The sequence below is a fragment of the Streptomyces thermolilacinus SPC6 genome (assembly GCF_000478605.2).
GTDB classification, from domain to species: Bacteria; Actinomycetota; Actinomycetes; order Streptomycetales; family Streptomycetaceae; genus Streptomyces; species Streptomyces thermolilacinus.
The window spans coordinates 418,832-445,289 of sequence record NZ_ASHX02000001.1; the positions used below are offsets into that span (position 1 = coordinate 418,832).

Sequence of the window (26,458 nt, forward strand, 5' to 3'; positions counted from 1 at the left end):
CGCACGCGCATCTCCCGCCTTTCCACCGAGCTGGACCGGACAAGTCCCTTCATGTCTGCCGGACCGGGAGGCCACCCGCAACCGGGGCTCCGCCTCCCGGGGGCACCCCGCCTGGACTTGAACATGTTCAAGTGTGAGCGCTACGCTCCACACCGAGTTCCTTGAACACGTTCAAACCAGGAGAGGGGGTGCGTCGCGATGGAGGTGCTGGTCGATCTGGTCGTGATGCTCGGCATGCTCGTCATCGTCCCGATGGGGCTGCGGCTGGCGGACGTGCCGCAGGCGGGCACGGCCGTACGGCTCTGGCCGCTGTTCGCCGTACCGGGCGCGGTGTCGCTGTGGCTGCCGCGCGGCGCCCTGGCCACCGCCCTGGCCTGCTGCTACGCGGCCGGTACGCTCCTGCTTGCGCTGTCCGCGCCCCGGCGCGTCGCGGCGAACCGGTCCCTCGCGCCCGCCGAGGTCGCGCTCGCCACCGCCCTGGTCAGCCCCGCCGTGGCCGCGACCGCGCTGGTCGCCGAGCGGTGGGGGTACCCGCTGTTCGGATTCACGCTGGAGATCCTGGACCTGACCGTGCCGCACTTCCACTTCGCCGGGTTCGCCGCCGCGCTCGTCGCCGGGCTGGTGCACGGAGCCGCGCCGGGCCGTCGCTCGGCCGCGTTCGCCGCGCTGAGCGTCCCGCTCGGCACGCTGCTGGTGCTGCTGGGGTACTTCATCGACGACTGGGCCGAGCTGGCCGGGGCCGTCGTGCTGACCGCCGGGATGTGGGCCGTCGGGCTGCTCACCTGGCGCGAGGTCCGGGCGGGGACCGGTGACCGGCTCACCCGCGCCCTGCTCGCCGTCTCCGCCGCCGTGCTGGTGGCGACCATGCTGCTGGCGCTGAGCTGGGCGGTGGGCGAGGCGACCGGGCTGCCGCACCCGAGCCTCGCGTGGATGGCCGCGACCCACGGCGTCGCCAACGCGCTGGGCTTCGCGCTCTGCTCGCTGCTGGCCTGGCGCCGGCTGCCCCGCCGGACCGGAGCGGCCCCCCGCGCCCGTACGGCCTGACCGACCGTCCTCGTACCCGCCGCCCGTGTCCGCCCGCCCGACGGCCGCTCCCCGTACGGCCCGGCCCGACCGTCTCGTACCGCCGCCCCCGTACCCGACCGCCTGACAGCCCGGCCCGACCGTCCTCGCCCCCGCACCCGGCCCGACTGACGGTCCGCCCCCTCCCCCGTACGACCTCCACACCGCCGAGGAGCCCCTCATGACCCCGCTCGTCCACCGCCTCGGGCGTACCGCCCCCGAGCGCCCCGCCCGCTTCACCTATCAGGAGGTCGGTGCCACCCGCACCCCCGACGCCCTCCCCGACGGCTACCACCACCTGCGCCACCGCGCCCTGGTCGGCCACGGCCGGGACGCCTTCGAGGCGGCGGGCACGGCCGTCACCTCGTGGCGGATGCACCGCGCGTCCGGCGCCCGCCTGCGGGCCGACGCGGACCGCGCGGAGCCGGGGGTGCGCGTGCGCGTCTCGATCGGCGCGGGCCCGCTGGAGTACGGCGTGCCGTGCGAGGTCGTGTGGACGGCGTACGAGGAGACCCGCACCGGCTTCGCGTACGGCACCCTCACCGGCCACCCCGAGACCGGCGAGGAGTCCTTCGTCGTGGAGCAGGCGCCCGACGGCTCCGTCTGGTTCACCGTCACCGCGTTCAGCCGCCCCGCCCGCTGGTACACGCGGCTCGCCGGGCCGCTCGTGCCCGTCGCCCAGCGGTGGTACGCCCGCCGCCTCGGCCGCACCGTGCGGAGGCTCGCGCGCGGCTGATACTGGAGGGGATGGAGCCGTTCGCCTGGTTCGCCTCGTCCGACTACTGGCTGGGCCGCCTGCTCTTCCAGCGGGGCCTCGCCGGGATCTACCTGGTCGCGTTCCTGTGCGCCGCGCTCCAGTTCAGGGCGCTGATCGGCGAGCGCGGCATGACCCCCGTACCGGAGTACCTGCGACGGGTCCCGGCGCGCCGGGCGCCCAGCCTGTTCCGGCTGCACTACTCCGACCGGTTCTTCGCGCTGTGCGCCTGGACGGGCGCCGCGCTCGCCCTGGCGCTGGTGGCCGGAGCGGGGGACGCGGTGCCGCTGGCCGTGTCCATGCTGATGTGGGCGGTGCTGTGGGGGCTGTACCTGTCGATCGTGAACGTCGGCCAGACCTGGTACGGCTTCGGCTGGGAGTCGCTGCTGCTGGAGGCCGGTTTCCTCGCCGTGTTCCTCGGCAACGACGAGACCGCCCCGCCCGTGCTGCTGATGTGGCTGCTGCGGTGGCTGGTGTTCCGGGTCGAGTTCGGGGCGGGGCTGATCAAGCTGCGCGGTGACCGGTGCTGGCGGGACCTGACCTGCCTGTACCACCACCACGAGACGCAGCCGATGCCGGGGCCGCTGAGCTGGTTCTTCCACCACCTGCCGCGCCCCCTGCACAAGGTGGAGACGGCCGCGAACCACGTCACGCAGCTGATCGTCCCGTTCCTGCTGTTCACCCCGCAGCCCGTGGCGACCGTCGCGGCCGGGCTGATCGCGGTGACCCAGCTGTGGCTGGTGCTGTCCGGGAACTTCTCGTGGCTGAACTGGATCACCATCGTGCTCGCCCTGTCCGCCGTCGACGGCACCCTCGTGGCCGCCGCGCCGGACCTGCCGGGTCCGCCCCTCTGGTACGCCGTGCTCGTCACCGCCGTGACCGTCCTCGTCCTGGTCCTGAGCGTGCGGCCGGTACGCAACCTGCTCTCCCGGCACCAGGCGATGAACCGCTCCTTCGACCCGCTGCACCTGGTCAACACGTACGGCGCCTTCGGCACGGTCGGCCGGGTGCGGTACGAGATCGTCGTCGAGGGCACCGACGAACCGGTGGCCCGCGAGGGCACGGTGTGGCGGGAGTACGAGTTCAGGGGCAAGCCCGGGGACGTACGGCGGCTGCCGCGCCAGTTCGCCCCGTACCATCTGCGGCTCGACTGGCTGATGTGGTTCGCCGCGCTGTCCCCGGCGTACGCGGCCGAGTGGTTCGGGCCGTTCGTGGAGCGGCTCCTGGAAGGGGACCGGGACACGCTGCGGCTGCTGCGGCACAACCCGTTCCCCGACGCTCCCCCGGCGCTGATCAGGGCGCGGCTGTACCGGTACCGGTTCACGACCTGGCGGGAGCTGCGGGAGACGGGCGCGTGGTGGCACCGCACCCCGGTGCGCGACTTCCTGCCGCCGACCCGGCTGGACAGGACGGCGCCACGCGCGGGCGGACGGCACTGACGGGGGCGGACACGGGGCACGCGGGCTTCGGCCGCGCGGGCGACGGCGCCGGGGCGGCGGCGCGGGCTTCGGAGCAGTGCGTGAAGCCCTGGTCAAAGCTGGTGGGCGCGAGTGGTCTCCGCTAACTTTCAGCGGCAGTGAGCCGGGCCGAGCGGATGCCGATGACGTTCGGCCCGGCGGTCTGCCCCGCCGAGGCAGCACCGTCCGGTGTGCTCTCCCGTGTCGGCACCGGACGGGGAAGCCCCGTGCCCCCCGTCCTGAAGGCCGGGGGCACGGGGCTCAGCCGGTCGGCGCAGCCGGCGCTCAATCGACGCTGGGCAGGATGTGCGGCTCCGCGAGGTCGTCCTCGTACCCGGCGAGCCGGATCGGGGCCGAGCGGGCCCACACCTCGAGGCTGCCGAGCTGATCCGAACGGGTGGACCGGGCGGGCGAATCCGCCGGCTTCTCCTGCGTGGTCGCATCTGGTGTCACCGCGCACTCCTTCGTGTCGCGAACCTGGGGGACGATGTGCTGCCGTTCGGTCGCGGTGGCGCCGGTCTCCGGACGGGACCGCGGCCCTCGGTGCGGACCAGTCCCGCGGTCGGCCCCAGGGAGTTCGTGAATCCCGGCCGGCCGACCGTCGCCTCAGAGTAACCAAATGAGCGCGCCCGCGCTCGATGGAACGCGTCACATCGTCGAGATCCGGACACAGTGGCCCGGAGTGCCCCATAGGGGGGCACTCCGTGTCGTCAACGGCTGTCGTATGTCACCACTTTCCGGGTGCGTAGTCCTTCAGGAAGCAGCCGTACAGGTCCTCGCCCGCCTCGCCCCGCACGATCGGGTCGTACACCCGCGCCGCGCCGTCGACCAGGTCGAGCGGGGCGTGGAACCCGGCCTCGGCCAGCCGCATCTTGTCCGGGTGCGGCCGCTCGTCGGTGATCCAGCCCGTGTCCACGGCCGTCATCAGGATGCCGTCCGCGTCGAACATCTCCTGCGCGCTGGTGCGCGTCAGCATGTTGAGCGCGGCCTTCGCCATGTTGGTGTGCGGGTGCCCCGCGCCCTTGTAGCCCCGGCTGAAGACGCCCTCCATCGCGGAGACGTTCACCACGTACTTGCGGCGGGCGGTGGACGCGGCCATCGCCGGGCGCAGGCGGCTGATCAGGATGAACGGCGCGGTCGAGTTGCAGAGCTGCACCTCCAGCAGCTCCACCGGGTCCACCTGCTCGACGGTCTGGATCCAGCTGTTCACGGGCGCCAGGTCGGGCACCAGGCCGCCCGCGTCGATGGCCGTGCCCGCGGCGATCCGCGCCGGGGTCGCCGAGCCGCTCACCAGCGCGAGGTCGGTGACGTCCTGTGCGGTCAGCGTGTCGCCGCCGCGCGCGGACGGCAGGGCGGCCACGCTCTCGACGGCGCCGCTGCCGAACGTGCCGATGACCTCCGCCGCGGGCAGCTCACCGGCGGGCAGCGGCGCCGACTCGGCGGCGACCAGCTCGCTGTACGCCTGGCGGGAGCGGCGCACGGTCTGCGCGGCGTTGTTGATCAGGATGTCGAGCGGCCCGGCCGCCGCGACGGAGTCCGCGAGGGCGACGACCTGTGCCGGGTCGCGCAGGTCGATGCCGACGATCTTCAGCCGGTGGATCCACTCGTCGCTGTCCGGCTGCGCCTTGAAGCGGCGGACCGCGTCGTTCGGGAAGCGCGTCGTCACCGTCGTGTGCGCGCCGTCGCGCAGCAACCGCAGCGCGATGTACATGCCGATCTTGGCGCGGCCGCCGGTGAGCAGCGCGCGGCGGCCGGTGAGGTCGGTGCGGGCGTCGCGGCGGGCCCGGTTCTCGGTCGCGCACGACGGGCAGAGCTGGTGGTAGAACGCGTCCACCTGGACGTACCGGTCCTTGCAGATGTAGCAGGACCGGGGGCGCTGGAGGATGCCCGCGATCTCACCGGCGGCGGAGGAGCTGGGCAGCAGGCCCTGCGTCTCGTCGTCGATGCGCTCGGCGGAGCCGGTCGCGGTGGCCTCGGTGACCGCCCGGTCGTGCGCCGTCTTGGCGGCCCGGCGCTCCTGGCGGCGGCGCTGCTTGACGGTCCGGTAGATACCGGCCGTGGCGCGCCGGACGGCGATCGCGTCCGGGTGGTCGATCTCCAGCTTGTCGAGCTCGTCGAGCACGCTCAGGCAGACGGCCAGACGCTCGGGGTCGATGCCCGGCCCGTACGCGTGGTTGTCTTCTGTCACCGTCATGGCCGCTGCCGTTCCTCGATCACTCGTTTGCCACGTTCCAAAAGTGGCACTTTACGGAGCCGGGGCCCCGCCCGCCAAACCCGGCCTTCAGGGGGCGCTTCGGGGCGGCGCGTCGAACACGCAGTCGCCGCACAGCCCACCGCCCGGGGTGCGGTAGTACAGGCAGCAGGTACGGCGCCGCAGCGCGGGCGGGCGGACGGTCCCGGCGAGGTCCGGGCCGTCGAGCAGTTCCGTGGTGAGCGCGGCGGCGCGCTCGGCGACGTCGGGGCGGCCGTGGCGGTGCGCCCAGCGGGTCAGCTCGCGCAGCGCGCCGCCCAGCGCGGACCCGGCGTTGCCCCACAGGAGCCGCGCCGACACGGGTCCGGCGGCCCGCAGGGCGTCCGCGAGCGGGGCCAGGTGGCCGTCCTGGACGACGCGCCGCAGCTCCGGCGCGGTCCCGGGGCGGGTGGCGGTGCCGGACCACCACAGGTCGTCGGGCGTGGAGCGCGTCGGGTCCCAGTGGAGCGTGGCGGGCGACACGTCCGGGACGGCGCCGTACAGCGCGGCCGCGCCGAGGGTCACCGACCAGAGGCGCGCGGCGAGCCCGAGCTGGGTGAGGGACGCGGCGACCCGGTACTCGGACGTGCCCAACCGGTCCGCGACCCGGGCGACCCGCTGGGCGAGCGGCGGGGCGAGGGCCGGGCCCGCGGGGGCGTGCGGGGCGGTGGTGGGTGCGGTGCCCTGCTGGCCGGTGGCCGGTGACGGGCCGCGCGGGGCCGCGTACGCGTCGGCGAGCGGGGCGTACGGGCCGGGGCCAGGCGGCTCGGCGGGCAGGACGAAGAACCCGCCCACGTGGCCCAGGCCCCGCAGTTCGGCGGCCGTGAGCCCCCGCGCCTCAGCGTCCATCCCTCGCCCCTCCCCTGGTGCCGCCCGGCCGGGCACCACGGTAGTGGTGCGGGGCCGGGCGGGGCGCGCGGGTCAGAGCCCGACCCCGCCCCTCCTCAGGTAGGCGAGCGGGTCGATGTCGGAGCCGTAGCCGGGGCCGGTGCGCACCTCGAAGTGCAGGTGCGGTCCCGTGCTGTTGCCGGTGGAGCCGGACCGCGCGATGCGCTGGCCGCTGCTGACGGTCTGCCCGGCGCGCACGTTGAGGGCGGAGAGGTGGGCGTACTGGCTGTACTTGCCGTCGTCGTGCCGCAGCACGATCTGGTAGCCGTACGCCCCGGCCCACCCGGCGGAGACGACGCGGCCCGATGCGACGGCCTTCACGGAGGTGCCGGTGGGCACGGGAAAGTCCACGCCCGTGTGGTAGCCGGAGGACCACGACGACCCGGCCTTGCCGTACCGGGTGCCGGGCGCGGAGTCGACGGGCGCGCTGAGGCCGCCGGTGCGGGGCTTGGAGACGGCGGGCCGGGCCTGCGGCTCGGCGGGGGCCTGCCGCGGTCTCGGCTTGGCGGCGGGCTGCCGGTCCTTGGGCTTGGCGGCGGGCTGGACGCGGGGCTTGGCGGCCGGTTCCTGGGCCTTTGGCTGCCGGGCGGCGGGCCTGGTCTCCTGGCGCGGCGCGGGCTTGGCGCGGTCGTCGCCCTCGGTCCTGGGCTTCGTCCGGGTCCAAGGGGTGGACCGGTTCTCCCCGTCCTTGTCCGCCGGGCCCGCCGTGGGCTCGCCCGGGGCGCTGGTGCCGGAGCGAGCGCCGGGCTTGGCACCGTGAGCGGTTCCCGGCTTGGGCTCGGCCGGGGCCGAGACGCGGAGGGTGAGCTTCTGCCCGGGGAAGATCAGGTCCGGGTCGTCCCCGATGACCATGCGGTTCTGCGCGTACAGCCGCTGCCAGCCGCCGGGGACGCGCTCGTCGGCGGCGATGCGGGACAGCGAGTCGCCCCGGGCGACGGTGTAGCTCTCACGCCGCTGGTTGGGGATGGTGGTCGGCGTGACCGGCCGGTCGGCGCGGTCGCCGCGGTCGTCGCGCGTCCCGGTGCGGACGGCGGGCGCCTCTCCGCCGCGGGTGAGCCCGGCGCGTTCGGAGCAGGTCGGCCAGGCGCGGGGCCCCTGGCCCTTGAGCACCTTCTCGGCGACGGCGATCTGCTGGTCCCTGGTGGCCAGGTCGGCGCGGGGCGCGTAGCGGGTGCCGCCGTACGCCTCCCAGGTGGACTGGGTGAACTGGAGTCCGCCGTAGTGGCCGTTGCCGGTGTTGGTCTGCCAGCGGCTGGTGGACTCGCAGGCGGCGACCTTCTCCCATACGTCCACGGACGCGGCGTGGGCGGTTCCGGCGCCGATCAGCGGCAGGGCGCTGCCGATCGTGACGGTTAACGAGGCGCGGTTGAGACGGCTCGGCGGCTGCCGGCGGTGTCGTCCCCGTACGGCCATGGCGGTTCCCCCCTGTGCACAGGTCAGCAGCGGCCCAAGCTAGAGGTGGGCGCCGGGGCGTGACAAGGGGGCGCACAGGGCGCAGGGGGCGCGGACCGTCCCGTACGTGACCGGATGCCACGGCAGCGGGGCGGAGCGCGGTACGGGGATCTCGTACCGCCGCGCGGGTACGCCCGCACGGCGCACCCACGCGCGCGTACGGCTCCGGGACGGCCCGTCGCGGCCTGCCGGAAGGCCGGGTCCGGCCGGTCAGCCGCCGGGCGGGCGCCTGGTCAGCTGACGGGTCCGGGGGACGGGTCGGGGTCGGGCACCGGGTCGGGCCCGGGCGGCCTCGGCACGGGGTCCGGGGTGGGCACCGGACCCGGCGCGGGGTGCGGCGGCGGAGTCGGTACGGGCCCCGGCGCGGGCGGCGGCTCCGGCGCGGGAGCCGGGTCGGGCATGGGCGGCACGGGGTCGGGTCGCGGCTCGGTCATGGCCTCTCCCTGGAGACGGCGTCACTCCCTGTCGAGGGTCTCGCGCTGCGCGTTCCCCCGCGCGCGGGAACCATGCCGAAGCGCCCGTACCGACGAACCCGTACCTAGGAACCCGTACCTACGGGACCGCGCCCCGCGCCGGGGCCCTTGCGCGCCGGGCTCAGCGAGCGGCCGGTACGGCGTGCGGGCTGCGCGCCGTGTCGGTGCCCGGCACCGGGGCGGAGGCGTCGGAGCCGAGCTCCACGATGCGGTTGGCGGCGTCGACATGGACGACGCGCGGCACGAGCGTACGGGCCTCGGCGTCGTCGACCTGGGCGTAGCTGATGAGGATGACCAGGTCGCCGGGGTGGACGAGGTGCGCGGCGGCGCCGTTGATGCCGATGACCCCGGACCCGCGCTCCCCCTCGATGACGTACGTCTCCAGCCGGGCGCCGTTGTCGATGTCGACGATGTGGACGAGTTCGCCGGGGAGCAGGTCGGCGGCGTCCATGAGATCGGCGTCGATGGTGACGGAGCCCACGTAGTGCAGGTCCGCCTGCGTCACCGTGGCGCGGTGGATCTTCGACTTGAACATCGTACGCATCATCGAGGTACTCCTGGATCGAGGCTCCCTGCCTGCGTTTGTGCAGGTCAAGGGCGGTTTCCCTACTCTACAACGAGTCACGCGCCCGGCAGCATTCCCCAGGTCCCCGGACCGCATGCCGACCAGCCGCGGACCTTGCGACGCGTCGCCGGACGACTGCCGACTGCCGGAGCGCCACGACGACTGCACAAGCGTACGCAGCGCACCCCCCCACGGCACCCGTGATCACGGTCACTCTTGCCGGGCGGGCGCCGCTGCCGACGACGCCCGCCTGCCCGGCGGCGTCCGCTGAGCCCTGACCACCAGGCCAGGGCTCAGGGCGCGCTCTCGCCTCTCGGACGCCCGGCCGCTTGCTGGCTCACGATGACCAGACCGACGCGGTGTCATGCCCGACAGCGGCCGATGGTCACTCCCGGTCCGGTTCTCGCCGACTGCCGTCGGCGAGGGGACGGGCGTCGGGGTCGGCCTCGGCCGCGTCGGCGAGGGCCGCGGCGGCGGCTTCCGCGGCCTGCGCCGCGTCGTCGGCGGCCTGGGCGGCCGCCCTGTCCTCCGAGGACGTCTCACGTGTGGCCGGCGACTGGGGCAGCACCTCGCTGAAGGCGCGGGACACGCCCTGAAGGGCGGACGTGACCTCGCTGGGGATCACCCAGAAGGTACTGCCGCCCCCTTGGGCGAGCTGAGGCAGCATCTGCATGTACTGGTAGGCGAGCAGCTTGGGGTCGGGGTCGTTGCGGTGTACGGCCTGGAACACCTCGTCGATGGCCCGGGACTGGCCCTCGGCCTTGAGGATCTCGGCGGTACGGTTGCCCTCCGCCCGGAGGACGGCGGACTGCTTGTCGCCCTCGGCGGTGAGGATCTGCGACTGCCGTTGCCCCTCTGCTCCGAGGATCGCCGCCCTCTTGTCGCGCTCGGCACGCATCTGCTTCTCCATCGCGTCCTTGATGGACTGCGGAGGGTCGATGGCCTTGATCTCCACCCGGTTGACCCTCAGCCCCCATTTGCCGGTCGCCTCGTCGAGCACGCCGCGGAGCTGGTTGTTGATGGTGTCGCGCGAGGTGAGGGTCTTCTCCAGGTCCATGGAACCCACGACGTTGCGCAGAGTGGTGACGGTGAGCTGTTCGACGCCCTGCAGGAAGTCGGCGATCTCGTAGGCGGCCGCCCGGGGGTCCGTGACCTGGAAGTACAGGACCGTGTCGATCTCGACGACGAGGTTGTCCTCGGTGATCACCGGCTGCGGCCTGAACGAGACGACCTGTTCCCTCAGGTCGATGACCGGGTACACCCGGTCGATGTAGGGGATGACGAGGTTGAGACCCGGCCTCAGCGTGCGCCGGTATCGGCCGAGACGTTCGACGTTGCGAGCGCGCGCCTGCGGGACGATGCGTACCGCCCGCACCACGGTGAAGACGGCGATCAGCGCGACGATCACGCCGGCTACGAGAAGACCGGAGACTTCCATCGCTCACTCCCGGGGGTAGACGACGGCGGTGGCGCCGCTGATCTCCATGACGTCGACGGTCGTGCCCGGAGGGATCACCAGCGTTTCGTCATAGGCGCGGGCCGTCCATTCCTCGCCGCCGATGCGGACCCTGCCGCCCACGCCCGTCACCTCGGAGACGACATAGGCGGAGCTGCCCACCAGCGCGTCCACGCCGAACCGCCCCGCCGGAGGCCCGAACAGGTGGCGCGCCGCGACGGGACGCACGAAGAGCAGGCTGACCGAGGCCAGGACGGTGAAGACCAGGAGCTGCAAGGGCAGCGGAACTCCCGTCGCGGCGACTCCTGCCGTGACCAGCGCTGCCGCACCCAGGAGCCCGAGCGCGGCGGTGAGAGTGAAGATCTCCGCCACCGCCAGCACCCCTGCGGCGATCAACCAGATCAGCCAAGGATCCATGGCATCCTCCTGGCCACTGCGGCTCCACGGAGACGTAGGCCATCAATGCGCCATTTGTCCTATTTTTACCCTTTCTGGCGTCGTTCACGCCTCCGCCTGCGCGCCGCAGACCGAGGGGCTCGCGGGCGCGCCGCGCAGGCGAAGGCGAAGGGGACTCGCGGGCGGCCCGCTCCCGCGGTCGGGCCTCCGTGGACCTCCTCCGGCAGCGGGTGGAGTCCATCCACCCTGGAGGGGACGGTCCCAGCACGCCCCGCACGGCAGGGCAACGGTGGTGCGGCACACGACGGAGAGGGGAGCAGACCGCGGGTTTCCGGTCCCCCACACCGGGCTATTCGCGGGTCAGCGCCGTGCGCGGGCGGGGCGCGCGGGCGTCGTCGGCCGCGTGGGCGGTGGGGCCGTGCTCTTCCGGACGACGAGACTGGTCGTGAGCTCCATACGCGTCACCGACGGCTCCCCGGCCCGCAGGCGGAGGAGCATCTGCACCGCTTCCTCGCCCATCTCGCGCAGCGGCTGGTGGACCGTGGTGAGCGGCGGGCTCGACCATCGCGCGATCATCACGTCGTCGTACCCGACGACGGACAGGTCTTCGGGTACGCGCAGCCCGCACACGCGGGCCGCCTCCATGACGCCGAGCGCCTGCAAGTCGCTTCCGGCGAAGACGGCCGTGGGGCGGTCCGGCATCCGCAGCAGCTCCATCGCCCGCGCGTAGCCGCCCTCGACGTGGAAGTCGCCGAATCGGACGAGGGAGGCGTCGTGGTCCAGGCCGGCCATGCTCAGGGCGGAGCGGTAGCCGTCGAGCCGGGCGAGGGAGCACAGCATGTCCTCGGGGCCTGTGACGATGCCGATGCGGCGATGCCCCAGGTCGATGAGGTGACGGGTCGCGACGACACCGCCCGACCAGTTCGCGGACCCGACGGACGGGACGTCCGGTTCGGGGTCCCCCGCCGGGTCCACGATCACGAAGGGGATGGACCGCGCGTCGAGCTGCCGCTTGACGGCGTCGGGAAGCGAGGAGAACACCAGCACCACACCGATCGGCCGGCGCCGCAGCACGCCTTCGATCCACTCCGGGCCCGGGGCGTGCCGGGTGCCGCTCTCGGTCAGTACGACGCTCGCGCGGTGGGCCTTGGCGAGGTTCTCCACCCCTCGGATCAGCTCCATCGACCACACGCTGTCGAGCTCGTGGAAGACGAGTTCGATGAGGGGCGCCTCCCGGGCGACGCGGGTGGTCCGCCGGTACGCGTGCGCCTCGAGGAGCCGCTCGACCTTCCCCCGCGTGGCCGGTGACACGTCCTGTCGGCCGTTGAGGACTTTCGAAACTGTCGAAAGCGACACTCCGGCCTGCTGCGCCACCTCAGCGAGCGTGATCCGCCGGTTCTCCTCGCCATCTCGCATCCGAGCAGCATAAAGCACCGCTCCTGGCACCCACACGGTCACGCTTCGATAACGCGCTTCCGGAGGGTTGACCCGCTCAGCGCGCCGACTCTAGCGTCCGACTCCATGAAGTTTCGGCAATGAGACCGAAACACTTTCGAAAGGGGAGGCGATGAAGCGCCACGCAAGGCTGCTGAGAACGGCTCTCGTCGGTGGGGCGTCGCTGGCGATGACGCTGTCCCTGACGGCCTGCGGCGGCTCGGGCGATGCCACCGCGGGCGGCTCGGACACGATCCGCGTCCTGGTGTACGGCGACGCCGCCAACAAGGTGGAGAAGCGGCTCGTGGACACCTTCAACAAGACCTCGAAGGTCAAGGCGGTCCTCGACACGATCCCCGGCGCCGACTACCAGGCGAAACTTCAGACGATCATCAGCGGCAAGCAGGCGCCGGACGTGTTCTTCAACTGGGGCGGCGGCAGCATCAAGCCGTACGTGGACGCGGGCCTGCTGATGCCGCTCGACGACTTCATCGCCAAGGACCCCGGCCTCACGTCGCGCTTCCTGCCCTCCGTCATGGACACCGCGGTCGTGAACGGCAAACCCTACGGCGTCCCCATGCGCGGCACCCAGCCGGTGCTGCTGTTCAGCAACAAGAAGGTCCTCGCGGACGCCGGTGTCACCCCGCCGCGCACCTGGGACGAACTCCTGGCGGCCGTCAAGGTCCTCAAGGCCAAGGGCGTCATTCCCATCGCCCTCGGCGGCGGCGACAAGTGGCCCACCCAGATGTGGTTCCAGTACGTCTACGACCGTGTGGCCGGGCCCGGCCACTTCCGGAAGGCGGTGAACGGGGACAAGAGCGTCTGGGCGAGCGCCGACAGCAGGAAGGCCCTCGGCATGCTCAGGGAGCTGATCGACGCGGGCGCGTTCGGCACCAACTACGACTCGGTCAAGTTCACCGACGGCGGTTCCCCCGCCCTCCTCGCCACCGGCAAGGCCGCCTTCGAACTCATGGGCTCCTGGGAGTACTCCACCCTCCAGGAGGCCTACCCGGACTTCGTCCGGAACGACCTCGGCTACGGCACCTTCCCCACCGTCGAGGGCGGCAAGGGCGACCCGGACAACCTCGTCGGCAACCCCAACAACTTCTACTCGGTACTGAAGAGGACCAGGCACCCCGAGGCCGTGGCCGAGTTCCTGAAGCTCATGTACTCCGACGAGTTCGTCAAGAGCCAGCTCGGCATCGGCAACCTGCCCACCACCACCAACACCCCCGAGTTCCTGGACGGGTCCGCCAACCCGGCCTACTCGACGTACCAGTACGACCTGGTGAAGAAGGCCCCCGTCTTCCAGCTCTCCTGGGACCAGGCCTACCCCCCGGCGGCCACCACCACCATCTACCAGGCCGTCCAGCAGTTCTTCAACGGGCAGTCGGGCCCTGACGCCTTCATCGCCGCGATGCAGAGCCTGCCCGCCGCCTGACCGGGGATGCCTGACATGACCACCGCCACACCCGCAGCCACGGCCGTGGACGGCGCCGCGAAGACCGGTCGGCCCGGGCGCCGCGGCCGCCCCGCGACCGGAGTGGGCCGTCCGGGCTTCGCCTGGGCGGCGCCCGCCGCCGTCTTCTTCGGCCTGTTCGCCCTCGTGCCGCTCGTCCTCGTCGTCGTGCTGTCCTTCGCCCGCTGGAACGGCCTCGGCTCCCCGGAGTTCGCCGGTCTGGAGAACTGGAGCCGGCTGCTCGACGACCCCGTGATGGTGAAGAGCCTCTGGCTGAGCCTGCTGCTCACCGTCCTCGGCGTCGTCGTCCAGACGCCGATCAGCATCCTGCTCGGCGTCTGGGCCGCCGGGCGGCAGCGCAACCGTGCCGTCCTCTCCGCCGTCTACTTCGTCCCGCTCCTGCTGTCCATCACCGCCGTCTCCGTCCTGTGGCGCGCCGTACTCGACCCCAACTTCGGCATCCCCTCACAGGCGAGGTGGCTGTTCGGCGACGGCAACCTCCTCGGCACGCAGGCCGGCGCCCTCGGCGTCCTCGTCTTCGTCAGCACCTGGCAGTTCACCCCCCTGCACACCCTGATCTACCAGGGCGCCGCGCGGGCCGTACCCGAAGTGCTCTACCAGGCCGCCCAGATCGACGGCGCGGGCAGGGTCCGCCAGTTCTTCCACATCACCCTGCCGCAACTGCGCAACACGATCGTGACGTCGATGATCCTCATGGTGGTCGGCGGGCTCACGACCTTCGACACCATCCTGATCCTCACCCAGGGCGGACCCGGCACCGACACCACCAACAGCGCCTACTACATGTACCAGAAGGCCTTCAAGAGCTTCGACTTCGGAGCGGCCTCCGCGATCGCGCTGCTCCTCGTCCTCGTCGCCACCCTCGTCTCCCTGATCCTGGTCCGCCTGACCGGGTACGACAGGATGCGCAGCACCATGGAGGGCGTGTGATGCGGCGCCGCCCCAACTACCTGGCCGGTTTCGGCGCGCTGATCTGGCTGTTCCTGGTCGGCCTGCCGCTGTACGTCATGCTGGTCGCCACCTTCCAGACCCGGGCGGACTACGCGGCGAACGGCCCGCTGTCCTTCCCCGAGCGCTTCACCCTCGACAACTACGTCGACGACCTGAACACCGGCTTCGCGCAGTACTTCCTCAACACGGCGATCGTCACGGTCTGCGTGGTCGGCATCGTCCTGCTCCTGGTACCGCCCCTGGCGTACGCAATCGTGAGAAGCGACGGCAAGGCCACCGGCCGGGTCTTCCGGCTGTTCCTTCTCGGCCTGGCCATCCCGTCCCAGGCCGTGATCGTCCCGGTGTTCTACCTGATCAACGAGGCCGGCCTCTACGACAACCTGCTCGGCGTCATCCTGCCGACCGCCGCGTTCGCCATGCCCGTCTGCGCCCTGATCCTCTCCGGCGTCATGCGGGACATCACGCCCGAGCTGTACGAGGCGATGACCGTCGACGGGGCCTCGCCCGGGCGGGTCTTCTTCCAGCTCGTGCTGCCTCTGGCGAAGGGCGGTCTGTCCACCGTCGTCGTGTTCGCCTCGCTCCAGGCGTGGAACGGCTTCCTCTTCCCGCTCGTCCTCACCCAGTCCTCGGAGAACAAGGTCATCACCATGGGTCTCTACGACTTCCAGACGGAACACGGCGTCGACATCCCCGGCCTCCTCGCGGCCGTCGTCCTGTCGATGCTGCCCATCCTGCTCGTCTACCTGTTCGCCCGCCGGGCCCTCGTGCAGGGGCTGATGGGAGTCGGAGGAAAGTGACCGACACCGTGGCCACCCCGCCCCCAGCCCCGTACCCCGTCTGGCGCGACCCCGCGGTGAGCGCCGAGGAGCGTGTCGAGGCGCTGATCCGCGAGATGACTCTGAAGGAGAAGATCGCCCAGCTCTACGGCGTGTGGGTCGGGGCGTCCGACGAGGGCGCCGAGGTCGCGCCGCACCAGCACGACATGGAGGAGCCGGTCGACCTCGACGAGCTGCTTCCCGACGGTCTCGGCCAGCTCACCCGGCCCTTCGGAACCATCCCCGTCGATCCCGCGCTCGGCGCCCTCTCCCTGATGCGGACGCAGGCGCGGATCAGCGCCGCGAACCGCTTCGGCATCCCGGCCGTCGCCCACGAGGAGTGCCTCGCGGGCTTCGCGGCCTGGGGCGCCACCGCCTACCCGGTGCCCCTCTCGTGGGGGGCGACCTTCAACCCCCGGCTCGTACGGGAGATGGCCGCCGCCATCGGCCGCGACCTGCGCGCGGTCGGAGTCCACCAGGGGCTCGCCCCCGTCCTCGACGTCGTACGCGACGTCCGCTGGGGGCGCGTCGAGGAGACCATCGGCGAGGACCCGTACCTCGTCGGGACGATCGCCACCGCCTACGTCCAGGGGCTGGAGTCCTCCGGTGTCGTCGCCACCCTCAAGCACTTCGCCGGTTACTCCGCGTCCCGTGCGGGGCGCAACCTCGCCCCGGTCGGCATGGGCGCCAGGGAGCTGGCCGACGTGATCCTGCCGCCGTTCGAGATGGCGGTCCGGGAGGGCGGCGCGCGGTCGGTGATGCACGCCTACACCGACACCGACGGCGTTCCCTCGGCCGCCGACGAGCGGCTGCTCACCGGGCTCCTGCGGGAGACCTGGGGCTTCACCGGCACCGTTGTTGCCGACTACTTCGGCATCACGTTCCTGAAGACCCTGCACGGCGTCGCCGGAACACTCGGCGAGGCGGCCGGGGCGGCCCTCACGGCCGGTGTCGACGTGGAACTGCCCACCGTCAAGGCCTTCGGCACGCCCCTCCTGGACGCGGTCCGGCGGGGACACGTGGCGGAAGGGGACGTGGACCGTGCGGTCAGGCGGGTCCTCCTCCAGAAGACCCGGCTCGGGCTGCTCGACCCCGACTGGAGCCCGGTCCCCCCGGCCCTGCGCGACGCCGACACCACCGCGGACCCCGAGACCCTGCGGGGCACGGTCGATCTGGACACGGCCGCCAACCGGCAGCTGGCCGCCCGTGTCGCGGAGCAGGCCGTCGTCCTGCTCCGCAACGACGGCATCCTGCCGCTGAGCCCGGGAACTCCCCGGAGGATCGCGCTGATCGGCCCCAACTCCGAGGCTCCCACGGCCGTCCTCGGCTGCTACTCCTTCCCCGTCCACGTCGGCGGTCAGCACCCCGGCACCCCGCTCGGCATCGACCTGCCCACGCTGCGCGACGCGCTCGTGGCCGAGTTCCCCGACGCCGAGGTCCTCGTGGCGCGCGGGACCGGCGTCGACGACGGCGACACGGAGGGCTTCGCCGAGGCGCTCGCGCTCGCCCGCCGCGCCGACGTCGTCGTGGCGGCCCTGGGCGACCGCGCCGGGCTCTTCGGGCGGGGCACCAGCGGTGAGGGCTGCGACGCGGAGTCCCTCGTGCTCCCCGGGGCTCAGCAGCGGCTGCTGGACGCCCTCCTCGACACGGGGACACCGGTCGTCACGACCCTGCTGGCGGGCCGGCCCTACGCGCTGGGCCGTGCGGCCGACGAGTCCGCTGCCGTCCTCCAGGCGTTCTTCCCCGGTGAGGCGGGTACGGCCGCGATCGCCTCCGTCCTCAGCGGCCGGACCGGTCCGAGCGGCCGGCTGCCCGTCAGCGTGCCGCGCCGTCCCGGCGTCCAGCCCTCCACCTATCTGGCCTCCCGGCTGGGCCACACCAGCGAGGTGTCCAGCATCGACCCGACCCCGGCCTTCGGCTTCGGGCACGGGCTGACGTACACCGTCTTCGCGTGGGACGACCTGGTGGTCGAAGAGGCCGAGGTCCCCACGGACGGCGCGGTGCGGCTCGCGCTGACCGTGGCGAACACCGGCGACCGCTCCGGCACCGAAGTCGTCCAGCTGTATCTGCACGACCCGGTGGCCTCCGTGGTGCAGCCCGCGCAGCGGCTCATCGGGTACGTACGTCTCGACCTGGCCCCCGGTGAGAGGAAGCGGGTCCACGTGGAGGTCCCCGCGGACCTCGCCTCGTTCACCGGCAGGACCGGGCGGCGCGTCGTGGAGCCGGGAGAGCTGGAACTGAGGCTGAGCGCCTCCAGCACGGAGCCTCGGCTGACCGCCCGGTTGACGCTGACCGGTCCGGTGCGGCGGGTGGACCACCACCGGCGGCTGCACGCCCGGTTCACGGTCCGCCCGTGCGCCGGGGGCTGACCGGCTCGGCGCCCGGACGGTCAGGCGGTGCCGCAGGCGGGACGGGATGTTCATCGTCACGGTCTCCAGGGGCGGGTTCCGCCGGCGATGAATGCTTCGCCTCCCGCCTTCGCGCCTCAATGGTTTTGAGTCGGTGCGCGAAGCTCTCGGCGCCGACGCGCCAGTCGCATGTCGGCTGAGGTTTGAGCCCGGCCACCGACGACTGCGGCGCCCCGGCCGGTGCCGCGCGGGACGAGGACGCACCTTCCCCTGCCGTCGCAGCGTGGCGAATTCGGCCACGAAGCCGACTTCCGGCCGGGCCGAACGCGCCCGTTGACGGTGAGGGAGGGTGTCACTACTGTGCGCTCCAGTTCCCCGGCCGATCGACCGCCGTTCCCTGTTCCAACGCTTGGGAGCGCTCCCAGTCCCTTGTTCGCAACAGGACCAGCCAGGAGGGAGGCTTGGCATGCGCAAAACATTTCGACCCTCCGGGCGAAAGCCCGCGGTACGGCGGACATCGTGCGGTGAAGCGACCTGAACGGCACCCACCAGTACGTCCACCAGGGCATGGACCCCGGCGCCCGAGGCGACTGCCTCCGCCTCCCCTGGCCGATGGGCCCGCTCGCCCGGACCACCTCACCCCGCTGACACAGGAGTCGCTCATGCCCCCCACCACTCCCCCACCGCAACGCCCGCCGCGCCTCCTCACCGCCCTGCTGACGGGCGCCCTCCTCCTCGGCGGTCTCATGACCGCACCGGCCGCCGCGGGGGCGCCCGCCGCCGCGGCGGCCACCACGGCCGTACGCGTCAACCAGGTCGGCTATCTGCCGGACGGTCCGAAGCGCGCCACCGTCGTCACCACGGCGACGCAAGCCCTCACCTGGCGGCTGCGCGACGCGTCCGGCACGGTCGTCGCCTCCGGACCGACGGACCCGCGCGGCGCGGACGCCCCCTCCGGGCAGTCCGTCCACGTGGCCGACTTCTCCTCGTACCGGAGCACGGGTTCGGGATACGTCCTGACGGTGGACGGCAGCGGCAGCGCGCCCTTCGACATCCGCGCGGACCTCTACGACACGCTGCGCGCCGACTCGATGGCGTTCTTCCACCACCAGCGCAGCGGCATCGCCATCGACGCCTCCCTGGTCGGCTCCGCCTACGCCCGCCCGGCCGGGCACCTCGGCGTCGCGCCCAACAAGGGCGACACCTCCGTCCCCTGCCAGGCCACCGTGTGCGACTACACCCGGGACGTCAGGGGCGGCTGGTACGACGCCGGTGACCACGGCAAGTACGTGGTCAACGGCGGCCTGTCCACCTGGCTGGTCGTCAACTCCTTCGAACGGGCCAAACGCTCGGGCAAGGAGGCGGCGCTCGGCGACTCGACCCTGCGCGTCCCCGAGCGCGGCAACGGGACGCCGGACGTCCTGGACGAGGCGCGCTGGGAGCTGGACTTCCTGATGCGCATGCAGGTGCCCGAGGGCAAGCCGTACGCGGGCATGGCCTTCCACAAGATCCATGACGCGGAGTGGACCGGCATGCCGACGCGCCCCGAGCGGGACGCCCAGCCCCGCGAACTGCACCGCCCGTCCACCGCCGCCACGCTGAACCTCGCGGCGGCCACCGCGCAGTGCGCCCGGGTCTTCCGCCCGTACGACTCCGCGTACGCCGACCGCTGCCTGTCCACCGCCCGCCGCGCCTGGACCGCGGCGCGGGCCACCCCCGCCCTCTACGCGCCGGAGTCGGACAGCACGGGCGGCGGTGCCTACGCGGACACGCGCGTCACTGACGAGTTCTACTGGGCGGCCGCCGAGCTGTACGCGACGACCGGCGAGAGCGCGTACCGGGACGCGGTCGCCTCCTCGCCCTGGCACACCGCCGCCGACGCCTTCAGCCCGTACGGCTTCGGCTGGGCCGACACGGCCGCGCTGGGCCGTCTCGTTCTGGCCACCGTCCCGAACGGGCTGCCCGCGTCCGACGTGGCGCGCGTCCGGGCCTCGGTGACGGCGGCCGCCGACGGCTACCTGTCCAGGATGGCCGCGCAGGGCTACGCGGTGCCCGTCCCGGCCGACGGGTACTTCTGGGGCTCGAACGGCGAGGTCGCCAACGACGCGGTCGTCATGGCCGTCGCCGCCGAGCTGACGGGCGACGGGCGCTACCGCGCCGGTGCGCTGGAGACGCTGGACTACCTGCTGGGCCGCAACGCCCTCGGCCTGTCGTACGTGACCGGCTACGGCGAGACGTTCGCGCAGAACCAGCACCACCGCTTCTGGGCACACCAGCTGGACGCCTCCCTGCCCCGCCCGCCGGCCGGGTCGCTCGCCGGCGGCCCCAACAGCGCGCTCCAGGACCCGGTGGCGCGGGAGAGGCTCACCGGCTGCGCTCCCGCCGCCTGCTACATCGACCACGTCGACTCGTACTCCACCAACGAGGTGGCGATCAACTGGAACGCCCCGCTGGCCTGGCTCGCCGCCTACGCAGCCGAGCGGACGACCACCGCCGAACCGCCCACCGCGGCCTGCGCGGTGACCTACACGGTGGACAACGTGTGGAGCACCGGCTTCACCGCGACCGTCACCGTCCGGAACACCGGGTCGGCCGCGGTTGACGGCTGGGAGCTGACCTGGACCCATCCGGGCGGCCAGCGGGTCACCGGCGCCTGGAACGCGACCGTCACCCAGAGCGGCAACGCCGTCAGCGCCCGCCACGCCGACTGGAACCGGGCGATCGCCCCTGGTGCGACCGTGAGTTTCGGAGTCCAGGGGACAGGCACCGACACGAGTGGCTCCCCCACGGCCTTCGCCCTCAACGGGAGCGCCTGCGCCTGACACCCCGCCGGCCGGGCCGGGCGGCCGCTCCCGCCCGGCCCGGCCGGCACCCCGCCTACCCCCGGACCTCCCCACCCACCACGAGGTCCCGGGAAGGGGCGTCAGCGGGTCCCTTCGGTGTCGTCGGCCCGGTGAGACGGCGCAGCGCGAGGACACCGAGCGCCAGGTGCAGGAGGCTCGCCGCGGCGGCGGCCGCGTGCAGGCCGGTGACGAAGGCCGACTCCGCGCCCTCGACGACGGACGGCGCCAGTCCCGGCAGCTGGAGTGTCCCGTCGAGGGTGGGCGCGAGGCCGGGCCCCTGGATCCGGAAGACCAGCGCGGCGAGCGAGCCGAGGAGCGCGATGCCGAGAGCGTTGCCGATCTCGTTGCTGGTCTCGGCGATCGCCCCCGCCGAGCCCGCTCGCTCCGCGGGGACGGCGCCGACGGCGGTGTCGGCGACCACGGCGAAGGAGATGCCGTAGCCGACGCCCGCGACGACCGTGGAAGCGACGTACCAGCCGGTTCCGCCGGTGATCGTGACCGGCAGCAGGAGCAGCAGACCCGCCGCGACGGAGAAGTGACAGGTGATCAGAGCGGTGCGCCTGCCGACGCGGTCGACCACGATCGGTGTGACGACGCACGTGACGGTGAGCACCACGGCTCCGGGCAGCGCGAGGAGCGCGGCGTGCAGGACCGGCAGTCCGAGGACGGACTGGAGGTAGACGCCTGTCAGGTAGGCGGTCGCCGACCACGCGGCCAACGGCAGCAGGCCGGTGATGACGGCGACCGTGAAGACGCGGTCGCGGAAGAGCGAGAAGTCCATCAGCGGGTGCTCGAGGCGCCGCTGTCGGAGAGCGAACCACGTGAGCGACGCCGCTCCGGCCAGTCCCGCGAGGACGGGGACGGCGGAGAGGCCCTCGGCCGCGGCGTGCTTGAGACCGTAGACCGTGAGCAGGAGGCCGCCCGCGGAGGTGGCGACACTGAGCGCGTCGACCCGCCCCGGCCGAGTCGCGCGGACCTCGCCGAGCAGGACCGGCGCGAAGACCAGGAACAGGGCGATGACGGGCAGGTTGACCAGGAAGACCGAGCCCCACCAGAACCGCTCCAGCAGGACGCCGCCGACGATCGGACCGATGGCGAACCCGGCGGCGAACGCCGCGGCGAAGACGCCGATGGCCCGCGCCCGTCGGCGCGGGTCACCGAACAGTTCGCTCAGCACGGCCAGCGCCGAGGGCAGGAGAGTCGACCCGGCCACCCCCATGAGGGCACGGGCGGCGATGAGGAGCTCGGGGGTGGGGGCGAAGGCCGCTGCCGCGGACCCGATGCCGAAGACCGTCGCGCCGAGCATGAGCAGCTTCAGCCGGCCGTATCGGTCTCCGATACCGCCGAACGCGATGAGCAGGGAGCCGACGGCGAAGCCGTAGATGTCCAGGATCCACAGGGCCTGGTCCGCGGTCGGCGTGAGTGCCTGGCTGACCCGGGGCATCGCCAGGAACAGGATCGACCCGTCCATGGCGACCAGGAGCACCGGCCCGAGGATCACCAGCAGGCCGAGCCAGGCGCGTCGGGCGGGCGGGTTGTGCGTGTGCTGTTCGGACATGCCACGACCGTCACGCACGGGCCGCGCGGCAGCCATCCCCATGCGGTGGGTACACCCGGCAGGTATACCCACCGGGGTGACCGGGCGGCCTACCCTCAAGGCGTGGAGAGCCTTGGAACGTTTTTGAAGAGCCGCCGTGACCGGGTCAAGCCCGCCGAGATCGGGCTGCGCACATACGGGGCCACCCGCAGAGTCCCGGGGCTGCGACGCGAAGAGCTCGCACAGCTCGCGGGAGTGAGCGCGGGGTACTACACACGCCTGGAGCAGGGTCAGGCGGAGACCGCGTCCGAGCAGGTCCTCGACGCCCTCGCACGGGTGCTGCGACTCGATGAGATCGAACGGGTCCACCTGCACAACCTCGCCCGCCAGCGCTCCGCCCTGGGGCTCCGCGAACCACGCCCGGAGACACCGCACCCACGGGTCCTCGCGCTCCTGGAGTCCCTCGACGAAGCGACACCGGCGATCGTGCTGGGCCGCCGCGGCGACGTGCTCGCGTGGAACCGCACGGGCCACGCGCTCATCGCCGAGCACATCGACTTCCATGCCCCGCGGGAGCCGACGCGACGTCCCTCCGTTCCCCGGATGTTCTTCCTCGACCCGCTCACCCGCGACCTGTACCGCAACTGGGAGGAACTCGCCCACGTCCATGTCGCCTACCTCCGGCTCACCGCGGGCCGGTACCCCACCGACGCACGGCTGGCGGAACTGATCGGAGAGCTCTCCATGCGCAGCGACGACTTCGCGAGGATGTGGGCAGCCGGAGAGGTCGCCGACTGCACCGTCGGGAACATGCGACTGCGGCACCCCACGGTCGGCGCCGCGAGCGTCACTTACCAGGTCTGGCTCCAGCCCGACAGCCCCGACCACCGCCTGGAGATCTACACTCCGGACGACTCCGGCTCCGCTGACGCGCTGCGGCTCCTGACGCTCCATCACCGCCCGGACGCCGAGGGGCATGACCCGGCGGGGCGCCCCCACCTGGCCGGACCCGCGCGTCCCTGACGGCACGCCAGGGCACTGCGGCGGTACGGGCGGGTGGTGGTGCGGCCGGGGAGCAAGCGGGTGCAGGTGCCGCGATCGGCCGATTTCGGATGAGGAGGGGCGGAAAGGGGCTACTGCGGGCGTGTACCGGGGTAGTCGTTCCTTCCCCGTGGAGGCGCGCAGATGTCTCCCGAAGGGTGGAGGGGACTGCCATGGCGTTACGGATCCGTACGGCACTCACACCGGCCCGGCGATCGCGCGGGGCGCCGCTCGCGTCCGCGCTGGCCCTCGTGCTCGCGCTCTCCGCGTGCGTGGCGGGCGGCGGCTCGGACGGCGGCGGTACGGCGCCCGGGCAGGCGCCCCGCACCACGACGGCCGCCCCCTCGGGCCCCTCGGCTCCCTCCGCCACCGCCGCCGTCCCGCCGGCGCCCGGTTCCCGGTCACCGGACCGTACGTCCCCGCCCCCGTCCCCGTCCTCGCCTCCGGGCCAGGCCACCGCACCGCCCCGGGAAGGCGGGCAGGTGCGGGCCGGCGTCTACTTCCTGCACGGCGAGCGGGTGTCGCCCGCTCCCCGCACCGTGACCGGCCCCGCCACGGCCGCGGGTGCCCTGCGCGCGCTGCTCGCGGGACCGAGCCGCTTCGAACGCGCGCACGGCCGGACGACTGCGATCCCCGCCGGGACGGAACTGAGGTCCCTCGCCGTGCGCGGCGGCGTCGCGACCGTCGACCTGACCGGCCGGTACGACGACGGGGGCGGGGCGCTGTCGGCGCGCGCCCGGCTCGCCCAGGTCGTCTTCACGGCCACGCGCTTCCCCGCCGTGACGTCGGTGCGGTTCGCGCTGGACGGCGAGCCGGTGAGCCGCTTCGGCGGCGAGGGCGTCGACGTCTCCCGGCCGCTCGGCAGGGCCGACTTCGCGGACCTCGTGCCCGCCGTGCTCGTGGAGTCGCCGATGATCGGCGACACCGTCCGCAGCCCGGTCAGGGTGCGGGGCACCGCGAACACCTTCGAGGCCGCCTTCGGCCTGCGGCTCACCGACGCGGCCGGGCGCACGGCGGCGCAGGCGCACGGCATGGCCTCCTCGGGCACCGGCACCCGCGGGACGTTCGACCTGACCCTCGCCTTCCGGACCGCGCGCGAGAGCGCCGGGACCCTGACCGCCCTCTGGGACTCCCCGGAGGAGGGGCGCCTGGTGGACACCGTCACCGTCCCGCTCACCCTGCGGCCCTGACGGCCCGCCGGGCAGCGGCGCCGGCCGTCCCCGGGTGAGTGGGGGCGGCCGGCGCCTGGGGCCCGGCGGCTCAGAACTGGAGCGACCAGGCGTTGATGTAGCCGGTGTCGTTGGTCCAGTTGTCGCTGACCCGCAGTCTCCATGTGCCGTTCGCGGCCTCGGAGGAGGCGTCGACCGTGTACGTGGCCTGGACGTGGTCGGCGCTGTCGTTGCTGTTGTAGTCCTTCAGCAGGTACGCGGAGCCGTCGGGGGCGACCAGCTCCACGCGCAGGTCACCGCGGTAGGTGTGCCGGATGTCCACGGTGACGGACAGGTCCGCCGGGGCGTTGCCGCTGACGCCGGTCACCGCGAGGGGGGACTCGACGGTCGCGTGGTCGCGGATCGTGTAGTCGCCGGTGTTCTCGAAGCGCGGTCCGGTGGGCGGCGGGGCGGTGTCGCCGGAGCCGGTGTGGAGCAGGCGGTTCGGGGAGCCCGTACGCGCGTCGGTGACCTTGTCGGCGGTGGCGTCGGCCACCAGCCGGTCGAGGACCTGGGCGGGGGTCCACGTCGGGTTGGCGGAGAGGATCAGGGCCGCCGCGCCCGCCGTGTGCGGGGACGCCATGGAGGTGCCGCTGTCCGGCCGGGACGCGGTGTCGCCCGTGTGGGACGTGGAGACGATGGAGTCGCCCGGGGCGAAGACGTCCAGGCAGGAGCCGTAGTTGGAGCCCTGGCCGTTGTTCCATCCGGTGGCGCGGGCGTCCCTGCTGTTGGTGGCGCCGACGGTGATGGCCGACGGGGTGGAGGCCGGGGAGTACTGGCAGGCGTCGGCGTTGTTGTTGCCCGCCGCGACGACCCAGGTGACGCCGGAGGAGATGGAGGCCGCGACCGCGTCGTTGACGGACTGGTTCCGTCCGCCGCCGATGCTCATGTTGGCCACCGCGGGCTTGGCCGCGTTCCTGGTGACCCAGTCGATGCCCGCGAGGACCGGCGCCCAGCTGCTGCCGGAGTTCCCCTGGCAGTTCAGCACTCGTACGCTGACGATCTTGACGCCCTTGGCCACGCCGAACGAGCTGCCGCCGACCGTACCGGCGACGTGCGTGCCGTGTCCGTGGCAGTCGGAGGCGTTGGAGTCGTTGTCGATGAAGTCGTACCCGCTGACCGCGCGGCCGCCGAAGTCCCGGTGGCTGAGCCGGACGCCGGAGTCCAGGACGTACGCGGTGACGTTGGACGCGGTGGTGGCGTACGTGTAGCGGGAGTCCGTGGGCAGTGAGCGCTGGTCGATGCGGTCCAGGCCCCAGGACGGCGGGTCGGTCTGCGTGTCGGCCGCGTACGCGACGCCGTCGGCCTCCACCCGGGCGACGGACGGGTCGGCGGCCAGCCGCTTCGCCCGCTCCTCGGACATCGTGACGGCGAAGCCGCGCAGGGCGGCGGTGTACGTGTGGGTCACGCTGCCCCCGTGCCGCTTGGCCAGGGCCTTCGCGGAGGCGGGTATGTCGGTGAGGGCCACCGAGTCGGCGAAGGTGACGATGTACGCCCCCTCCACGGCCCCGGGGCGGTCCGCGCCGACGATCCGGCCCTCGCCGCCGGGCGGTACGGGCGCGGTTTCGGCGGCCCCGGCGGTGGTGGCGGCGCCGACGAGCAGGGCGGCACTGGCACCGACGGCGAGCAGCCGCCGTACGGCGCGAGCGTCGAACTCCATGGTTTCTCCCTTGAGAGCGGTCCGGACCTGCCTGGTCCGGGGGTGGTGCGGGTCGCGGGTCCGGGGGCGGCGAGACCGAATGAAATGGCATAGGCATGACAAAGCCTGGTGCCTTTCATCCCTCCTGCCGAGCGCCGAACGGACCGGCGTGCGGCGTCGGCGCCGAGCGGCCTTCCGAGACCGGAGCCCGGCGTCCGGACGCAGGACCCCGGTCCGCGCCGTCCGTCGCCTGACGTCCGCGGGCGGTGAGGTGGCGCCGCACGGAAGGGACCCGTGCGGCGCCGGACCGGGCCGTACGGGGGTCCCCCGCGTGGCGCCGGGTCGGAGCGACGTCGTACGGCCGCGTGGGGGGCAGCCGGTGCCCGCGCCGGGCCCTGTCAGCGGGCCCGTCGGGACGCGGGGCGGACG

Annotated in this window: 21 protein-coding genes; 10 read left to right on the plus strand and 11 right to left on the minus strand. The window is 73.1% G+C overall.

Annotation, left to right across the window (positions count from 1 at the left end; all coding sequences use genetic code 11):
- Positions 1-198 precede the first annotated feature (198 nt).
- The 3 genes from J116_RS01910 to J116_RS01920 all read left to right on the plus strand — a co-directional run bounded on the left by J116_RS01910 (position 199) and on the right by J116_RS01920 (position 3,255).
- Positions 199-1,044, plus strand: a complete 846-nt coding sequence (locus J116_RS01910) for a YndJ family protein (protein WP_023591053.1) — start codon at positions 199-201, stop codon at positions 1,042-1,044.
- A 199-nt stretch (positions 1,045-1,243) separates the two neighbouring features.
- Entirely contained in the window at positions 1,244-1,798 is a 555-nt protein-coding gene (locus J116_RS01915; RefSeq protein WP_023591052.1) for a DUF1990 family protein, read from the plus strand.
- A gap of 11 nt (positions 1,799-1,809) precedes the next feature.
- Positions 1,810-3,255, plus strand: coding sequence for a lipase maturation factor family protein (locus J116_RS01920; protein ID WP_023591051.1), 1,446 nt, complete (start codon positions 1,810-1,812; stop codon positions 3,253-3,255).
- A 303-nt stretch (positions 3,256-3,558) separates the two neighbouring features.
- Here the strand turns inward: J116_RS01920 and J116_RS30045 are convergent, their stop codons facing one another.
- The 9 genes from J116_RS30045 to J116_RS01955 form a co-directional block, all read right to left on the minus strand.
- Positions 3,559-3,726, minus strand: coding sequence for a hypothetical protein (locus J116_RS30045; protein WP_023591050.1), 168 nt, complete (start codon positions 3,724-3,726; stop codon positions 3,559-3,561).
- A gap of 274 nt (positions 3,727-4,000) precedes the next feature.
- Positions 4,001-5,467, minus strand: a complete 1,467-nt coding sequence (locus tag J116_RS01925; RefSeq protein ID WP_023591049.1) for an SDR family NAD(P)-dependent oxidoreductase — start codon at positions 5,465-5,467, stop codon at positions 4,001-4,003.
- An 87-nt stretch (positions 5,468-5,554) separates the two neighbouring features.
- Entirely contained in the window at positions 5,555-6,352 is a 798-nt protein-coding gene (locus J116_RS01930; protein ID WP_023591048.1) for a (2Fe-2S)-binding protein, read from the minus strand.
- Between the two features lie 72 nt (positions 6,353-6,424).
- Positions 6,425-7,804 (minus strand): transglycosylase family protein, encoded by a 1,380-nt coding sequence (locus J116_RS01935; protein WP_023591047.1) that lies wholly within the window; start codon positions 7,802-7,804, stop codon positions 6,425-6,427.
- A 272-nt stretch (positions 7,805-8,076) separates the two neighbouring features.
- Positions 8,077-8,277 (minus strand): hypothetical protein, encoded by a 201-nt coding sequence (locus tag J116_RS28190; protein WP_079147634.1) that lies wholly within the window; start codon positions 8,275-8,277, stop codon positions 8,077-8,079.
- Positions 8,278-8,437: 160 nt separating this feature from the next.
- On the minus strand, positions 8,438-8,863 hold the full coding sequence (gene panD, locus J116_RS01940) for an aspartate 1-decarboxylase (RefSeq protein ID WP_023591046.1): 426 nt from the start codon (positions 8,861-8,863) through the stop codon (positions 8,438-8,440).
- 403 nt (positions 8,864-9,266) lie between these two features.
- A complete protein-coding gene (locus J116_RS01945; RefSeq protein WP_023591045.1) occupies positions 9,267-10,319 on the minus strand; it encodes an SPFH domain-containing protein in 1,053 nt (350 codons plus the stop codon).
- A gap of 3 nt (positions 10,320-10,322) precedes the next feature.
- Complete coding sequence (locus J116_RS01950) at positions 10,323-10,754, minus strand: NfeD family protein (protein ID WP_023591044.1); 432 nt, start codon at positions 10,752-10,754, stop codon at positions 10,323-10,325.
- A gap of 339 nt (positions 10,755-11,093) precedes the next feature.
- Positions 11,094-12,149, minus strand: coding sequence for a LacI family DNA-binding transcriptional regulator (locus J116_RS01955; RefSeq protein ID WP_037948720.1), 1,056 nt, complete (start codon positions 12,147-12,149; stop codon positions 11,094-11,096).
- Positions 12,150-12,300: 151 nt separating this feature from the next.
- On the opposite strand from J116_RS01955, the gene J116_RS01960 reads away from it, so the two are divergent.
- The 5 genes from J116_RS01960 (at position 12,301) to J116_RS01980 (ending at position 20,583) form a co-directional block, all read left to right on the plus strand.
- Positions 12,301-13,608, plus strand: a complete 1,308-nt coding sequence (locus J116_RS01960) for an ABC transporter substrate-binding protein (protein ID WP_023591042.1) — start codon at positions 12,301-12,303, stop codon at positions 13,606-13,608.
- 15 nt (positions 13,609-13,623) lie between these two features.
- Positions 13,624-14,577, plus strand: a complete 954-nt coding sequence (locus J116_RS01965; RefSeq protein WP_023591041.1) for a carbohydrate ABC transporter permease — start codon at positions 13,624-13,626, stop codon at positions 14,575-14,577.
- Complete coding sequence (locus tag J116_RS01970) at positions 14,577-15,395, plus strand: carbohydrate ABC transporter permease (RefSeq protein ID WP_023591040.1); 819 nt, start codon at positions 14,577-14,579, stop codon at positions 15,393-15,395. Before J116_RS01965 ends, J116_RS01970 begins: the two co-directional genes overlap by 1 nt.
- A complete protein-coding gene (locus J116_RS01975) occupies positions 15,392-17,782 on the plus strand; it encodes a beta-xylosidase/alpha-l-arabinosidase (protein ID WP_023591039.1) in 2,391 nt (796 codons plus the stop codon). The genes J116_RS01970 and J116_RS01975 overlap by 4 nt, the downstream gene beginning before the upstream one ends.
- A gap of 641 nt (positions 17,783-18,423) precedes the next feature.
- Positions 18,424-20,583 carry a glycoside hydrolase family 9 protein gene (locus J116_RS01980; protein WP_023591038.1) on the plus strand — a complete coding sequence of 720 codons (2,160 nt, stop codon included), beginning with the start codon at positions 18,424-18,426 and terminating at the stop codon, positions 20,581-20,583.
- 55 nt (positions 20,584-20,638) lie between these two features.
- Here the strand turns inward: J116_RS01980 and J116_RS01985 are convergent, their stop codons facing one another.
- Positions 20,639-22,162 (minus strand): MFS transporter, encoded by a 1,524-nt coding sequence (locus J116_RS01985; protein ID WP_023591037.1) that lies wholly within the window; start codon positions 22,160-22,162, stop codon positions 20,639-20,641.
- A 102-nt stretch (positions 22,163-22,264) separates the two neighbouring features.
- Between J116_RS01985 and J116_RS01990 the strand changes: the two genes are divergently transcribed.
- The gene (locus tag J116_RS01990; RefSeq protein WP_023591036.1) at positions 22,265-23,164 is read left to right on the plus strand and encodes a helix-turn-helix transcriptional regulator; all 900 of its coding nucleotides are present in this window, start codon (positions 22,265-22,267) and stop codon (positions 23,162-23,164) included.
- A 191-nt stretch (positions 23,165-23,355) separates the two neighbouring features.
- Entirely contained in the window at positions 23,356-24,372 is a 1,017-nt protein-coding gene (locus J116_RS01995) for a Gmad2 immunoglobulin-like domain-containing protein (RefSeq protein WP_023591035.1), read from the plus strand.
- A gap of 70 nt (positions 24,373-24,442) precedes the next feature.
- Here the strand turns inward: J116_RS01995 and J116_RS02000 are convergent, their stop codons facing one another.
- Positions 24,443-26,050, minus strand: coding sequence for a S8 family peptidase (locus tag J116_RS02000; RefSeq protein WP_023591034.1), 1,608 nt, complete (start codon positions 26,048-26,050; stop codon positions 24,443-24,445).
- Between the last annotated feature and the right edge of the window lie 408 nt (positions 26,051-26,458).